Consider the following 15,106-nt stretch of genomic DNA (forward strand, 5'->3'; position numbering starts at 1 on the left):
GATAAAAATGAGCAAATTCATTTGAAATCATTTATCATGCCTGATGGCTATAGATTTGGAAAATTTTCCAAAAAAAGGAAATATTATAGCACAAATGGTATATCATCCCAAAAGACAAAAATTTTTGATAATATTTCCGATTTAACACGAAATTGATTAATTTAATGAATAGACGACTAACTATGATACGAAGCACTTTATTCTTAGCTTTAATCACGCTATCATTTTCTAATGCACAATTAACGTTCAATGCATTAGAAAAGATGAAGCAGCCTTTTTCGTTTGCTCAGCAGAGCATCATCGCTAGATTGATGGCAACACAAGCTAAACAGATTGAAGAAGGTGTTATGACAGAATTTGAATCTCGTTGTATTTCGAGTAATATTGTGATCATGATGGGTGATACAAACGCAGAGCGATTTACGGCCATTGCGGAAAAAGCTTATGCGCATCAAATGGAATCTCTCTCTGTAGATGAGATTAGTTTTATGCAAACTGTTAACGACAAATACATGACTGTACTTGCCATTGTGGCAGAAGAATGTAGTCAAAAACCTCAAAAAGAGACACATGAGTAATTTAATTCAACGCTTTCATGCGACAAAATTTTTAACGAGCGCAAATCAATTAAACCAATTGCCCGAAACAGAGGGGCATGAAGTCGCTTTTGCTGGTCGTTCTAATGCTGGTAAATCCAGTGCTTTAAATGCATTAACATCACAATCAACATTGGCTCGTACGAGTAAAACACCAGGGCGCACACAGTTGATTAACTATTTTGAAGTAGATCCACAAAACTTTTTAGTGGATTTACCAGGTTATGGTTATGCAAAAGTACCTGAACGTATTCGCTTGCATTGGCAGTCAGTGATTCAAGGTTATTTTGAAACACGTAAAAACTTAACAGGTTTAATTATGATGATGGATGTTCGTCATCCAATGACTGTTTTGGATGAGCAAATGTTGCGATGGTGTGAATCTCAAGATTTACGTGTCCATATTTTGCTAACCAAGGCGGATAAATTAAAGCGTGGTCCTGCAAAAACCTCCCTATTTAAAGTGCAAGAGGCATTAAAGGAGTTTGCAATGCCTGCAACTGTGCAGTTATTCTCGGCAACAGATCATACAATTGGTTTACAGGATGCTTTAAAAGTATTGAATGAATGGTTACCGCGTGACTAAAAAAATTCATGCTTTAATTGCAGATATCGGCGCGACAAATAGTCGTGTTGCTGTTATCTATGTTGATGACTTAACAGAATATCACTCTGTTAAAATCTATGGTTCAAGTGATTTTAATAGCCCAGATGAAATTATTCGCCACTATTGTGCCGAGCATAATGCAGAGTTACCTAATCTAATACTATTAGCCATTGCAGCGCCTGTTGATTTAAATGATATTCAGTTTGTGAATAATCACTGGGCTTTTAAATTAACAGATATTCAAGAAAAATTATTACCTGCTAAAGTTTGCTTTTTTAATGATGTTGAGATGTTAGGCTATGCTTTGCCGTATTTGCCAGATACATCTCTATTACAAGTTGGTGATGGTGTCTTAGAAGAAAAAGCACCAAAGTTAGCTTTGTCATTAGGATCTGGTGTGGGGACAAGTTTAGTGGTTTTTCATCATGATTGGTTGGCCATTCCCTCAGAGGGTGGACATTCGGCAATGATGATGGGTGATGATTTTATTAGGAATTTTTGGGATTATTTAAAAAATTCTAATAAAAAAGCGTTAATTATTGAGGATTTTATTGCGGGTAGGCGAGGTATTCCACAGCTGATTGATTTTTTAACATCAGAAATTGTCCTACAAGATGAAAAGCCAACACCTATGGAGTTAGTTGAGCGTTTAATCAACAAAAAAGATGCATTTGCTGTACAACTTTTTACAAGATATTGTGCTATGATTGGCGAAGTAGCTAAAAACTACACTTTAATTACGGGAGCAAAGTCTGTTTATCTTGCTGGTGGAATTATTCCTAGATTTTTAGAGTTTTTTGCACAATCAGAATTTCGAGCATCATTTGAAGCCAGTTCATCTGTCGGGCAATTACTAGAAAAAATACCAACATTTGTGGTAACAGATCCTTATCCTGCCTTAACTGGATTAACTCGAAAAGTTGCTTATATGGAGGATACAAAAGAGTGATTTCACATATTAAAAGCCATCGTGACAAGCTAAGAAAATCAGAAAAATTAGTCGCAGATTGGATAATGAGTCACCCAAATGATGCAGCTTCTTTGTCTATTGGTATGTTGGCAAAAACTGTGGGTGTTTCAGAACCAACAGTGATTCGTTTTTGTCGTGCGCTAGGATTTGACGGCTATCACGCATTTAAACAAGAGCTTGCAGAAGCATTAAATGCAGGTGTACCATTCATTCATAGCAATGTTTCTGAGTCTGATAATACAAAAGATATTGTTAATAAAGTTATTACTCAAGCATCAGCAGCATTATTGCGTACAAAAGAATCTATTTCTGTTAAGGCGATTGAGCAAGCAGTGAAGATTTTGTTGAAATCATCAAATGTGCTATGTATTGGTCATGGTGCATCGAATGTTGTAGCTTTGGATATTCAGCAAAAATTGTTACGAGTAGGTATCACTGTTTCAGTCTTTAGTGATCATCACGTGCACTCATTAGCAGCATCATTAATGAAGAAAAAAGATGTATTGATTGCGGTTTCACACACTGGACGTAGTCAAGATATTTTGGATTCTGTTTCTTTTGCAAAAGAAAATGGTGCATCTATTATTTCTTTCACAAGTAAAAATTCACCATTAGGTGAGTTATCAGATGTGGTGTTAGAATCGGGCGCAACAGAAGATACAAAAGAATATATTCCAATGATTTCACGATTAGCGGATTTAGCCATTGTGGATGTGTTGTTGGTTAATCTTGCTTTAAAACGAGGCTCTTCGTTTATTGAAGAAATGAGTCGATCTAAGGCAATTATTGAGTCTAAGCGAGTGCGCGATCAATAATGTTGGGTAAAGAAAATGTCGTGCTATCAATTGCTTATGATGGTACAAACTTTCGTGGTTGGCAGGCGCAAAAAGTTCCTCCGGTGCGTTCAGTTGAATCAGTCTTGGTTAAAGCAATCGAAAAGGTTGCTAATCATTCTATTGATTTAATGTGTGCAGGTAGAACTGATGCAGGCGTTCATGCACGCCATCAAGTGGTTAATTTTATTACGACATCTGAACGCACAGATTATTCATGGATTCGTGGTATTAATACAAATTTGCCAGATGATTGCGGTGTAACTGCTGTTTATCGTGCGCCTTTAGATTTTCATGCAAGATATAGCGCCCAAGGTCGTTTTTATCAATATGTTATTTGCAATCAGCCTTATCGATCAGTGATGGATCGCTTTTATACAACGCATATTGACTATCCATTAGATATTGAAGCTATGCAATTAGCTGCCAATGATTTAGTGGGAGAGCACGATTTTAACGCTTTTCGTTCAAGTGAGTGTCAAGCTCGAACATCCATTCGTGAAATATTTTCCATTAAGCTACATCAAAAAGATAGTTATATCTATATTGATGTTCATGGTAATGCTTTTTTGCATCATATGGTTCGTAACATTGTTGGTGTATTATTGAAAGTAGGTAGTGGTAAAGCTCCCGTTTCTTACGCTAAAATGGTCCTAGAAAGTTTGGACCGCAAGCAGGGTGGAGTGACAGCACCTGCATCAGGATTATTCTTGGATCATATTGATTATGATTGGACGCTCTTAAAAGTCAGAGGTGAATAAAAATAGTGAATACGATAGTATTCACTATTTTAAAATTGTTTCGATCTTACTCTTGAGCAATAGCTTCGACAGTAATATTGACTTTAATTTGATCGCTCACTGCAGGGACATAATCACCCATACTAAAGCTAGAGCGATTAAAATATGTTGTTGCATTAAAGCCAATAGCTTCATTGCCTGCCATTGGATGAATGGCTCTTTGATTCAGTTTTGCTTTGAGAGTAATAACTTTAGAAATCCCTTTAATAGTTAAAATACCTTCGACTTTATATTGGTCTTGATCTAATGGCGTGATTTTGGTGCTATCAAATGTGATGATTGGAAAGTCTTTGGCATTGAACCATTCGGCTTCTTGTAATTTGATATCAAAGCTATCTACATTAGTATTGATACTCTTTGTGTCAATTGTTACATTAACTTTTGATTGAGTAGGATTTTTATCATTAAAAATGATCTTGCCATTAATGGCTTTGAAGTTGGCGCTAGGTGTTGAATAACCCAAATGATCCCAACTAAAAATTGTTGCTGTATGTGTTGGATCAATGATGTAAGTAATCTCATCAGCAGCTGCAATAGAAGTAGTGAGTAATAAAGCAGGGATGATTATAGATTTCATTTTGGCTCCGCTGGTCAATATTCAGAAATTTCTGTAATTAATAATGATGTTATTTTTGTGGATACCTGAATAGTAACATAATTGGGATCTGAAGCTGATAATAAAATAGCGTCAAATGTATCTAATTTTGTATGATTAATTGAACATGGGCTTTGAGCAAGGATTAATGTTATTGGAGATGTGCGATGATAAATTTCACCATCAGCAAAATGAGATTGATTGAGTGAGTGTTGAACAAAATGATCATTTGTCATTACACCAAAGTCCAAAGCAGGTGTTGGACACTCAATCATTGCTGTAGGAACTGATCCGCTGAATGAGACGGGCTGCCCATTGCGATGAAGTGGCACAACTTTTCCTTCAATGTCTAATGTGATGGATTCACCTGTCAATAATGCTAAGCTTCGTGTGACATGATCAAAGTTAGAGAAAGGACCAATAGCATTGACAGTGGCAGCACTGATTCTCCATTGAAAATTAGAGATATCTGCATCTTTTGGGTGAATAGCAATCTGGCGCGTTGTGCCTTGTCCATTTTTCCATGGCATTTCAGCTAGGTTTTTAAATGTAATTTTTTCCATAATCTACCTTGTATCAGCATGTTGGCTTTATTCATAATTGGCTTCATCGATGCTCTGAAGCCAATTATGAATTGTTTACTATTATTTAATGGGTTTAAAGCTAGTTAATTCATCCGTATTTTGCATTTGATGAGGTTTTATCCAAATATAATAGCAAGTTAATAATAATACTAACCAAATTCCACCTGCATATAATGCTTTTCGAGCGGGTTCATAATAGCCTAAAATGCCAATTACAAAAATCATAAATCCGATAGCAAATGCAGGGCCAATTGGCCAGAATGGCACAGGAAACTTGAGATTGTCTGCTTCTGAATTAGATAATTGTTTACGCATTGCCACTTGAGAAATGAGCACGGTTAACCATACCCAAACTGTTGCAAACGTTGCCATTGCGGCAATGACAAAGAATAAACCTTTAGGGAAGAGATAATTTAAAACAACACCTAAAATCATCACAAAGAACATCACAATGATCGGATAAATCGGCACACCACTTGTTGATAGTTTGCTGAATGATTTAGGTGCATGGCCTTGTTCTGCTAAACCGTACATCATTCTGCCTGCGCCAAAGATATCACTATTGATTGCAGAAACTGCTGCAGTTATGACAACAACATTTAATAAATGCGCAGCAGATTCAATACCTAAGCTGCTAAAAATTGTCACAAATGGGCTGGCGCCTAAACCAATTTGATTCCATGGAAACAGTGCCATTAATACCATTAATGCTAAGAAATAAAATAGTAGGATTTGTACAGGTACTACGTTAATAGACATTGGTAATGTTTTTTCAGGATTTTCAGCCTCTAAAGCTGTTAAGCCCAATGTTTCAATGCCTCCAAATGAAAACACAACAACGCTTAGTGCAATGATGATACCGTATATGCCATTTGGCGCAAATCCGCCATGGGACCATAAATTACTGACTGCTGGTGCAGATTCTAGTGAAGAGCTTGTATCCATCCCTGAAAATAAAATATAGCCACCTGCAAAGATCATTGCAATAATTGCTACGACCTTTAATAAGGAGAGCCAAAATCCTAATTCACCAAATAATTTAACAGAGCATAGGTTGATGCCGCATAACAGTAATGTAATGCCTAGTGCCCAGATCCATGGTGCAATGTCGGGATACCAAAATCCCATGTATATGGCAAAAGCAGTAACGTCTGCAATGCAAACGAGTGCCATTTCAAAAACATATGTCCATCCTGTGAAAAATCCTGCTAATGGTCCTAAATATTTAGTGGCATAAGCGCCAAATGCACCTGGTAATGGATTGTGCATGATCATTTCGCCCAATGCACGCATCACCATAAAAACTGCGATGCCTGATAATAGGTAAGCAATCAATACAGCAGGGCCTGCCATTTGAATAGCATTGGCAGAGCCATAGAATAATCCTGTGCCTACAGCAGAGCCTAATCCGATGAATAAAACATGGCGTGGAGTTAAGCCTCTCTTAAGTTGAGTAGCCATTAATAAAATCCTCCAATGGATATGCAAAATATTTTGCACGAAAAAATCTGTTAAGCCTAACATATGATATTGTTAGGCTTATATTTATAATAAAATCTTGCAAATAATTTATGCGCTTAACTCAATGAGAAACCGAGTGCAGTTTCAACATTTTTGACAAGATCTGTTTCTAATAAATCGGCTGCTTTATGGATATCAGGATAAATTACGCGATCTTCCGTCAAGGTTGGAATTTGTGAGCGAATAGTATCGTACGCAGCTTGTGTGCCTGTACCTAAAGCTTTATCTGAGTCTTTCTTGTTTAAATCTACAGCTTGGCTTGCTAGCATCAATTCCATGCCCACAACTGCTTTAGCGTTTTTATAGATGCTCTGTGCTTTACGTGCTGCAATTGTTCCCATGCTTACATGATCTTCTTGGTTTGCTGATGATGGTATAGAATCCACGCTTGCAGGATGTGCCAATACTTTATTTTCAGAAACTAAAGATGCTGCTGCATATTGCACAATCATAAAGCCAGAATGTAAGCCGCCTTGTTCTGTTAAGAATGCAGGTAAGCCATTATTCAACGCAGGATTCACTAGGCGCTCAATGCGGCGTTCACTTACATTGGCCAATTCAGCCAATGCAATGCCTAAGAAATCAAAGGCTAATGCCATTGGTTGACCGTGGAAATGGCCGCCAGAGATGCCCATTTTTTTATCCACGAGAATGATAGGGTTGTCTGTCACAGAGTTGATTTCAATATCCACTTTGTGGCGAACGTATTCAATCGCATCATGGCTAGCACCATGAATTTGTGGTGCGCAACGCAATACATAAGCATCTTGTACGCGAATATCACCTTGATGTGTTGTGCGTTCACTGTTGGCTAATAAGGATAGTAAGTTTTTCGCTGAAGCACCTTGTCCTGGATGTGGGCGAAGTGTATGCAATTCTGGAATGAACGGGTCTGTGATGCCGTTTAAAGCTTCCATTGTCAATGCAACTGCGATATCACTTGCTTTTAATAGTTGGATAGCATCATGACATGTTAATGCTCCTACAGCTGTCATTGCTTGTGTGCCGTTGATGAGTGCTAAACCTTCTTTTGACGTGAGTTCAATGACAGGAATACCTGCTCTTGCCATCGCTTCTTTGCCGGGTAAAATTTCACCTTGATATTCTGCTTCACCTTCGCCGATCATGGGTAAAACCATGTGTGCTAATGGGACTAAGTCACCACTTGCACCTAAAGAACCTTTTTCAAAAATCTTTGGATGAACCCCTTTGTTAAGCATATTCATCAGTGTTTCCATTGTGCTCAGGCGAATACCAGAATAACCTTTGGCTAAGTTATTTAAGCGGAGTAGCATCATTGCACGTACAGCATCTGTCGGTAAATAATCACCCACACCACAAGAGTGGCTAATGATCAAATTACGCTGTAAATCTTTGGCTTGATCTTTAGAAATATGAACATTACTAAAGTTGCCAAAACCTGTTGTAATCCCATAGACAATTTCACCAGATTCAACAAGTTCATCAACATATTGACGAGAAATTTCAATGTTTTTGATAGATTCAGGGGTAAGTTCAACTGTTGCGCCACAACGAGCAACTTCTACAACGTTATCAAGCGTTAAGCTATTTCCGTCAATTTTAATTACAGTCATAATGGATCCTTTACTAAACGTAACTGTGTGTAAGGTATTGATGATATTGAAATGGGCATTAAATATGCCTGTCTAAATCTCTCGCCTTTAAATTTGGAGAGATTTAGACTATGAGTTTGATAACTATTTTAGTTATTGGCCCAGCTATTGTAGATATGCCATGCAATGCGTGCAGCTGTTTTAGCGCACAACATGTCACGATCTAAGCTTGGGTTGTACTCAACTAAATCGACAGCTTTTAATTTGCCAGAGCTGATGATGGTTTCTGCTAAAGACAAATAAATTTGTGTATGAACGCCCAAAGTACTTGGTGCGGACACTGCAAACATTTCAGCAAATGGTAGGGCATCTAAGTCAATTGTTAAATATACAACATCCAAATCTGCTAAAAATGTATTCACTTGAGTGTTTAGATTAGCAATATTACCCTCTGTGCATTCTGTATCCCAAATGATTTTGACATTCAATTCATTGGCAGTATCTAATAATGCTTTTGTGTTGGAAGCACGGCTGACACCAACGCATAAATAGTTGAATGGGCGATTGCTATTTTGGCACTCTTCTGCCAATTGTTTAAATGGTGTGCCAGATGAAGCTGTATTGGCTTTACGAACATCCAAGTGCGCATCAAAATTGATGATGCCAATGCGAGCATTTGGATATGCATCATATAGGCCTTTTGCATGTGCATAAGCAGTTTCATGACCACCGCCAAACACTAATGTCGGTAAGCCATTTCGGTGGCATGCAGTGATGTGTTCAGCGAATGCAGTTTGTACTGCAGGTAAAGAGTCACCTTGGAAAATGATATTGCCTAAATCCACTAATGGTTTAGTTGCTTCGTGATCAGCAAAGTTTGCCATGCCTTGGCGAATGATATTAGGTGCAGTGGCAGCACCTACGCGACCTTTATTCAACTCTACACCTTTATCACACATGAATCCCATTAATGCGATATGATCAGGGTATTTTTCAGGTGTAAAAGACGTAGTTTTTTGAATGGTTTGGAAAATCCTTTTGGCGCTTGGGCTTTCCGCTGAATCATCGCGGCCTTGCCAAATATTTTCTGGTGTTTGTTCCCAAAACTGCATGGTGTTTCTCCTAAAAGTATTATGCATTATTCGCGATTTTGCCATGAAAAACGCGATGAACTAATGGGTTGTGTCCAAGTTCATAAAATATTTCGACAGGATTTTGTACATTCCAAACTGCAAAGTTTGCCACAAAATCTTGTTTTAATTGTCCGTGTGTGTGTTGGCGGCCTAATGCTTGTGCTGCATTTCGTGTTACACCTTCCATCACTTCTAATGGTGTTAAGCCAAACTGTACAGAAGCTGCATTCATTGCAAAGCGAATTGAAGTGAAGGGGCTTGTGCCAGGATTGAAATCTGTAGAAATTGCCATTGGTACTTTGTATTGTCTGAGTAAGGCAATAGGTGGTTTTTGAGTTTCGCGCAAGAAATAGAAAGCGAGTGGTAATAGTGTTGCGACTGTGCCAGATTGTGAAATGGCTTTAATTGCCGATTCATCTAAAAATTCAATATGATCTACTGATAAGCCATTGTATTGCGCAATTAATTTACTGCCGCCTAAGTTAGACATTTGTTCCATGTGGCCTTTAACAGGAATGCCTAATTCTTTAGCTCGATCAAATACTTTTTTAGTTTGCTCTAATGAGAATCCAACGGACTCACAAAATACATCTACAGCTTCATATAAGCCTTCTTGCCATAATGTTGGCATGATGGTTTCACAAATAAGATCAATATATTCATCCGCTTTGTCTTTATATTCAGGTGGTACAGCATGCGCAGATAATAGTGTCGAAGCAATTTCGATTGGGTAATTTTTAGCTAAATCTTGCGATACTTTTAATTGTTTACGTTCGTTTTCTAAATCTAAGCCATAACCTGATTTGGATTCAATTGTAGTTACGCCTTCATTTGCTAGTGATTGCATACGAGGGAATGCAAGCTTATATAAAGCTTGCTCTGACAATTCACGTGTATTGCGAACTGTTGAGTTAATGCCGCCCCCTTGTTGTGCAATTTCAATATAAGGCACGCCATTTAAGCGCATTTCCCACTCTTTTGCGCGATTACCACCAAAAACTAAATGAGTATGACAGTCAATAAAGCCGGGGGTGACCAAGTGATTTTCTAAATCAACAATTGTTGCATCGATTGGCTTTGTATAGGAAGTAGATGGTAATACGGCAATAATTTGATCATTGTGAGTAATGATGTCATGTTGATCTAATAAACCATACTCATGATCAATTGTTGAGTCCATTGTCATTAAACGACCATTGGTCCAAATTGTACAGTTGTTTGGGAATTCCATTGCCATCCGCCTTTATAAATACTAATTCAGTCTTGATATTATAGATTCAGATCATACGAATGTATAACCATTAAAGTTTTATCTACAAACTTTTAACTACAATATTTTGTATATACATTTGCAATTAAGCTGAATTGATTAGATCACTAATGAATAAAATTATCAAGAATTTTATAAAAAATAATAATTTTTCAGTTTTATATCAATTAGTTGATGTTTTTTAGGTCTATTTTTAAATGTATATAAGTATTGGTTTTTAATTTATATTCATCATTCTCATGAAGTGAGAATGTAATTTTTAGATCTGATATTTAAAACTTTAAAGGTAATAATTTTCAATGATTTGAGTTGTATATTACCTTAATTTAAGAAAAGATTAATTTTATTATTAGACAAAAAATTTTTTTGCTTTATATTTGTATAGACAATGTTTATGGTTAAAATTGATTTAAAAATTTTAGGAGAGTAGTCATGACAACGAATTACGATGTATCTCAGGCAATGGAAATTAAATTAGATAATATCTTACCTGAATATCCTGAGTTTGATCCACAATATAGACGTGCTCCAAATCGTGGTTTTCGCCTCACGCAAGCACAAGCAGAAGTGGCATTAAAAAATGCTTTGCGCTATGTACCGGAAGAGCTGCATGAAATATTAGCGCCAGAATTCATGGATGAATTGGTTACTTATGGTCGTATTTATGCCTATCGTTTCCGTCCTGAAGGGCGTATTTATGGTAAGCCTTTAGAAGAGTATAAAGGTGCTTGTGTTGAAGGTAAATCCATGCAGGTGATGATGGATAACAACTTGGATTTCGAAATCTGTTTATATCCATATGAATTAGTGACCTATGGTGAAACAGGCCAAGTGTGTCAAAACTGGTTGCAATATAGATTATTGAAAAAATACTTAGAAGTGATGACACAGGATCAAACATTGGTGGTTCAGTCTGGACATCCTTTAGGTTTGTTTCCATCAAAACCTGATGCACCGCGTGTCATTATCACGAATGCTTTGATGGTGGGTATGTTTGATAATCCTAAAGACTGGGAAATTGCTGAACAAATGGGTGTTGCAAACTATGGCCAAATGACAGCAGGTGGTTGGATGTATATCGGCCCACAAGGAATTGTTCACGGTACATTCAACACAATTTTGAATGCAGGCCGTTTGAAACTAGGTTTGAAAGATGATCAAGATTTAAAAGGCGTATTATTTGTCACTAGTGGTTTGGGGGGAATGAGTGGTGCTCAACCAAAAGCAATCGAAATTGCTAATGGTGTTGGCATCATTGCAGAAGTGGATTATTCACGTATTCAAACACGTTTGGATCAGGGGTGGGTTTCTTTAGCAAGCGCCAACTTAAAAGAAGTCTTTGATACAGCACAAGAGTATTTAGATAAGAAAGAAACGATTTCTATCGCTTATCACGGTAATATTGTGGATCTATTGGAATATGCGGTAGAACATAATATTCACATTCCTTTATTGTCTGATCAAACCTCATGCCATAATGTTTATGATGGTGGTTATTGCCCGCAAGGTATTTCTTTTGAAGAAAGAACAGAAATGTTAGCAAATGATCGTGAGAAATTTGTGGAGTTAGTGGATGCATCGTTGCGTAAGCATTTCGACATGATCCAAAAATTATCTGACAATGGTTCTTACTTCTTCGATTATGGCAATGCATTTTTGAAATCAGTTTATGATGCTGGTGTGACAGAAGTTTCTAAAAATGGTTATGATGAAAAAGATGGCTTTATCTATCCATCATATGTTGAAGATATTTTAGGGCCTGAATTGTTTGACTATGGTTATGGTCCATTCCGCTGGGTGTGTTTATCAGGTAATCCTGAAGATTTACGTAAAACTGACCAAGCTGCAATGGATTGTATTGATCCTAATCGCCGTGGTCAGGATCGTGATAATTGGATCTGGATTCGTGATGCTGAGAAAAACAAAATGGTTGTAGGGACACAAGCGCGTATTTTGTATCAAGATGCCGAAGGTCGTACAAAGATTGCATTGCGTTTTAATGAAATGATCAAAAATGGTGAAATTGGCCCAGTAATGTTGGGGCGAGATCATCATGACGTTTCAGGCACTGATTCACCATTCCGTGAAACATCTAATATTAAAGATGGTAGTAATGTAATGGCAGATATGGCAACACATTGTTTTGCAGGAAATGCTGCGCGTGGTATGAGTTTAGTAGCATTACATAATGGTGGTGGTGTTGGGATTGGTAAATCCATCAATGGTGGTTTTGGTATGGTGTTGGATGGCTCTGATCGTGCTGCTAAGATCATCGAATCAGCAATGATGTGGGATGTAATGGGCGGTGTTGCAAGAAGAAGTTGGGCAAGAAATCCTAACTCAATCGCAACGAGTGTAGAATATAATAAAAACTACGCAGGTAAAGGTCATATCACATTGCCATATATTCCTTCAGAAGATTTAGTTAAGCGTGTTGTTGCAGAGAAAACAAAGAAATAATCTACATTTAACTAAAGAATTCATCTTTCGCTCAGGCGGATGAGAGATTTAAATAAAATTTTAAGAGAAAAAGGTGTTAGATTTTGGTGATAAACTGAAATCTAGCACCTTTCTATTATGTTGTATGCAATAATAGGAGAATCACTGATTAACTTAATTTGGCTAAAGAGAAATTATGCAGAAAGTCACCATGGCAATTCCTAAATATAAAAATATCAAAAATTACATCTTAAGCGGAATTACTTCTGGTTTATTCAAACAAGGTGGGCAGATTCCAACAGAACTAGAGTTATCTTCCATGTTTAGTGTCAGCAGAATGACGGTGAATCGTGCCATTACAGATTTAACTGCACAAAATGTTTTAACGCGCATTCCAGGCAAGGGTACATTTGTGACAGCCGAAAAAGCCGCAGCTTCTGCAACGAATGTGACAGATATCGCCTTAGAAGTCACAAAACGCGGTAATAAACACTCTTTGAATATTATCGCTCAGGAAGTTGTCAGTGCTGATGAAAATGTCGCATTAGGTTTAGGGATTTTCACAGGTTCTAGTGTACATTTTTGCCATATTGTACATTATGAAAATGGCATACCATTGATTATAGAGAAGCGCTATGTGAATCCTATTTTTGTGCCAAATTTCATAGAACAGGATTTTACAAAAACTACACCGAGTGGCTATTTATTAGAGAAGCATGGCTTAAGCCGTATGGAGCAAACGATCGAAGCAGTTGCAGCGACAGAGGTTCATGCTGATTTGTTAGAAATCCCAGCGGGTGAACCATGTCTATACATTACAAGAAGAACATGGGATCGTAATAATATCATCAGTGTTGCCCAATTCTTAGCACCCGGCATGCGTTATAAGTACTTTGTGAGCACAGATTTCTCGAGTTAATTGATATTAAGGAATCGATCATGTATTTACGAGATGACAAGACAATATTCAGAATGAAAATTCTTGGATATGAATTTCCATTGTCCAAACAATATGATGATAGTAACTGGTTAGTTCTACAAATAGCAGTAGAATCAGATGTAGGAAATTTATTTTTTGAAGCACAAGATGCTTGTTTACAGGCAGGCGAACTTATTATGATCCGTGATTGGCTTCAGAAGTTAAAGAGTGAAAATATTAATTCAGCATTAAATTTTTTTGAGCCAGAGCTATCTTTTTCGTATTCTAGCTATCCAAAATCACAGTTATTTGTTCATTTGAAATATTCTTTATATCCAGAAGAGGATAGTAAGAATGCTGAATCTGGTGCAGAAAAAACGTTAATTTTTGATTTGAAAGATCATAAAATCTTAGAGGATAATATTCATACTTTAAATAAAATGATTGATAAATATCCTAGCAGATATAGCCCATAAAATGCAGCATAATTAAACTAACGATGATAATACCATCTCGCATCTCAAACCATGATGATTGGTTTAACGTCATTTCTAAGTAATTTGGTCGGAACTGTATTTAAAATCAATAGCAATCATTGTAAGAATTAAAAATTACCGAAATTATTGCTTATTGTATGAGTTGATTTATTATACTTAATTGCTAATTACGGTTTCCAATAATGAGCTCTCAAACATTGATTGAGGGCTAATCACTGTTTCATTCATGGGAATGTTTTTGCCATAGCGTTCTTTGATTTTTTGTTGCACGATCGGGTGGGATAAATCAAAATCCCCTAAACGTTCTAATGTACCGATTTCAATGCCAGTTGCTCGTTGGTAAATTTTCCAAACAATTTCAGAGCAATACATTTTCTCATCATTCCACTCAAAGGTTAGATCATAAGGCTTACCTAAAAAACTTTGGGCAATTTTCTGCATTTTTAATTTATTTTGTGGTGTAAGTACTTCTTTTGAATTTTTGAGGCGTTTAACAACATAATGACCTTTTTCACCACGATTAATCCATTCTTTTAAAGGCGTTGATTTAACAGGTTGAACAGCTTCAAAAACATAAGGCTGGCCTTTTTTATGAAAAATGATGCCCATGTGAGAATATTTAGATTTCGTCACAAGTTGTATGGCTTGGCTTTGTGATGATTGAGAAGTTTGAAAAATAATATCGCCATCTTGCAGAGATTTTGCATCAGTAATGGTTATAAGGATAGCAATGATCAAAAGAGCAATTGTGTATAGATAACGGCGCAT

15 protein-coding genes are annotated in these 15,106 nt (G+C 36.9%); 8 read left to right on the forward strand and 7 right to left on the reverse strand.

The genetic code is table 11. The features are described from left to right. The first annotated feature begins 182 nt into the window (after positions 1 to 182). From BZK14_RS01215 to truA, 5 genes are read left to right on the forward strand one after another with little or no spacing between them, the layout of a single operon-like run. Positions 183 to 578: a hypothetical protein gene (locus tag BZK14_RS01215; RefSeq protein ID WP_245831113.1), complete on the forward strand. Its 396-nt coding sequence runs from the start codon at positions 183 to 185 to the stop codon at positions 576 to 578. Continuing rightward, a complete protein-coding gene (gene yihA / locus BZK14_RS01220; protein WP_077924787.1) occupies positions 571 to 1,182 on the forward strand; it encodes a ribosome biogenesis GTP-binding protein YihA/YsxC in 612 nt (203 codons plus the stop codon). The genes BZK14_RS01215 and yihA overlap by 8 nt, the downstream gene beginning before the upstream one ends. Continuing rightward, positions 1,175 to 2,152, forward strand: coding sequence for a glucokinase (locus BZK14_RS01225; protein WP_245831114.1), 978 nt, complete (start codon positions 1,175 to 1,177; stop codon positions 2,150 to 2,152). The genes yihA and BZK14_RS01225 overlap by 8 nt, the downstream gene beginning before the upstream one ends. Continuing rightward, positions 2,149 to 2,988, forward strand: coding sequence for a MurR/RpiR family transcriptional regulator (locus BZK14_RS01230; RefSeq protein WP_077924791.1), 840 nt, complete (start codon positions 2,149 to 2,151; stop codon positions 2,986 to 2,988). Before BZK14_RS01225 ends, BZK14_RS01230 begins: the two co-directional genes overlap by 4 nt. Beyond that, complete coding sequence (truA, locus tag BZK14_RS01235; RefSeq protein WP_245831115.1) at positions 2,988 to 3,767, forward strand: tRNA pseudouridine(38-40) synthase TruA; 780 nt, start codon at positions 2,988 to 2,990, stop codon at positions 3,765 to 3,767. Before BZK14_RS01230 ends, truA begins: the two co-directional genes overlap by 1 nt. A gap of 46 nt (positions 3,768 to 3,813) precedes the next feature. Here the strand turns inward: truA and BZK14_RS01240 are convergent, their stop codons facing one another. From BZK14_RS01240 to hutI, 6 genes are all read right to left on the reverse strand, one after another. Beyond that, a complete protein-coding gene (locus BZK14_RS01240) occupies positions 3,814 to 4,383 on the reverse strand; it encodes a YceI family protein (protein WP_077924792.1) in 570 nt (189 codons plus the stop codon). Between the two features lie 14 nt (positions 4,384 to 4,397). Next, a complete protein-coding gene (locus BZK14_RS01245) occupies positions 4,398 to 4,964 on the reverse strand; it encodes a HutD/Ves family protein (RefSeq protein ID WP_077924793.1) in 567 nt (188 codons plus the stop codon). A gap of 81 nt (positions 4,965 to 5,045) precedes the next feature. Then, a complete protein-coding gene (locus BZK14_RS01250; protein WP_077924794.1) occupies positions 5,046 to 6,446 on the reverse strand; it encodes an amino acid permease in 1,401 nt (466 codons plus the stop codon). 116 nt (positions 6,447 to 6,562) lie between these two features. Next, complete coding sequence (hutH, locus tag BZK14_RS01255) at positions 6,563 to 8,101, reverse strand: histidine ammonia-lyase (RefSeq protein ID WP_077924796.1); 1,539 nt, start codon at positions 8,099 to 8,101, stop codon at positions 6,563 to 6,565. A 128-nt stretch (positions 8,102 to 8,229) separates the two neighbouring features. After that, positions 8,230 to 9,192 carry a formimidoylglutamase gene (gene hutG, locus BZK14_RS01260; RefSeq protein WP_077924797.1) on the reverse strand — a complete coding sequence of 321 codons (963 nt, stop codon included), beginning with the start codon at positions 9,190 to 9,192 and terminating at the stop codon, positions 8,230 to 8,232. A gap of 19 nt (positions 9,193 to 9,211) precedes the next feature. Then, positions 9,212 to 10,450, reverse strand: a complete 1,239-nt coding sequence (gene hutI / locus BZK14_RS01265) for an imidazolonepropionase (protein WP_077924798.1) — start codon at positions 10,448 to 10,450, stop codon at positions 9,212 to 9,214. Positions 10,451 to 10,915: 465 nt separating this feature from the next. Here hutI and BZK14_RS01270 point away from each other — a divergent pair, with 465 nt between their 5' ends. The 3 genes from BZK14_RS01270 (at position 10,916) to BZK14_RS01280 (ending at position 14,317) form a co-directional block, all read left to right on the forward strand. Beyond that, complete coding sequence (locus BZK14_RS01270) at positions 10,916 to 12,943, forward strand: urocanate hydratase (RefSeq protein WP_077924799.1); 2,028 nt, start codon at positions 10,916 to 10,918, stop codon at positions 12,941 to 12,943. A gap of 175 nt (positions 12,944 to 13,118) precedes the next feature. Further along, the gene (locus BZK14_RS01275) at positions 13,119 to 13,841 is read left to right on the forward strand and encodes a histidine utilization transcriptional repressor HutC (RefSeq protein ID WP_077924800.1); all 723 of its coding nucleotides are present in this window, start codon (positions 13,119 to 13,121) and stop codon (positions 13,839 to 13,841) included. A 20-nt stretch (positions 13,842 to 13,861) separates the two neighbouring features. Further along, entirely contained in the window at positions 13,862 to 14,317 is a 456-nt protein-coding gene (locus tag BZK14_RS01280) for a WapI family immunity protein (RefSeq protein WP_077924801.1), read from the forward strand. A gap of 177 nt (positions 14,318 to 14,494) precedes the next feature. Here the strand turns inward: BZK14_RS01280 and BZK14_RS01285 are convergent, their stop codons facing one another. Further along, positions 14,495 to 15,106: a YiiX family permuted papain-like enzyme gene (locus BZK14_RS01285; RefSeq protein WP_077924802.1), complete on the reverse strand. Its 612-nt coding sequence runs from the start codon at positions 15,104 to 15,106 to the stop codon at positions 14,495 to 14,497.

Source organism: Wohlfahrtiimonas larvae, assembly GCF_002006755.1.
GTDB lineage: Bacteria > Pseudomonadota > Gammaproteobacteria > Cardiobacteriales > Wohlfahrtiimonadaceae > Wohlfahrtiimonas > Wohlfahrtiimonas larvae.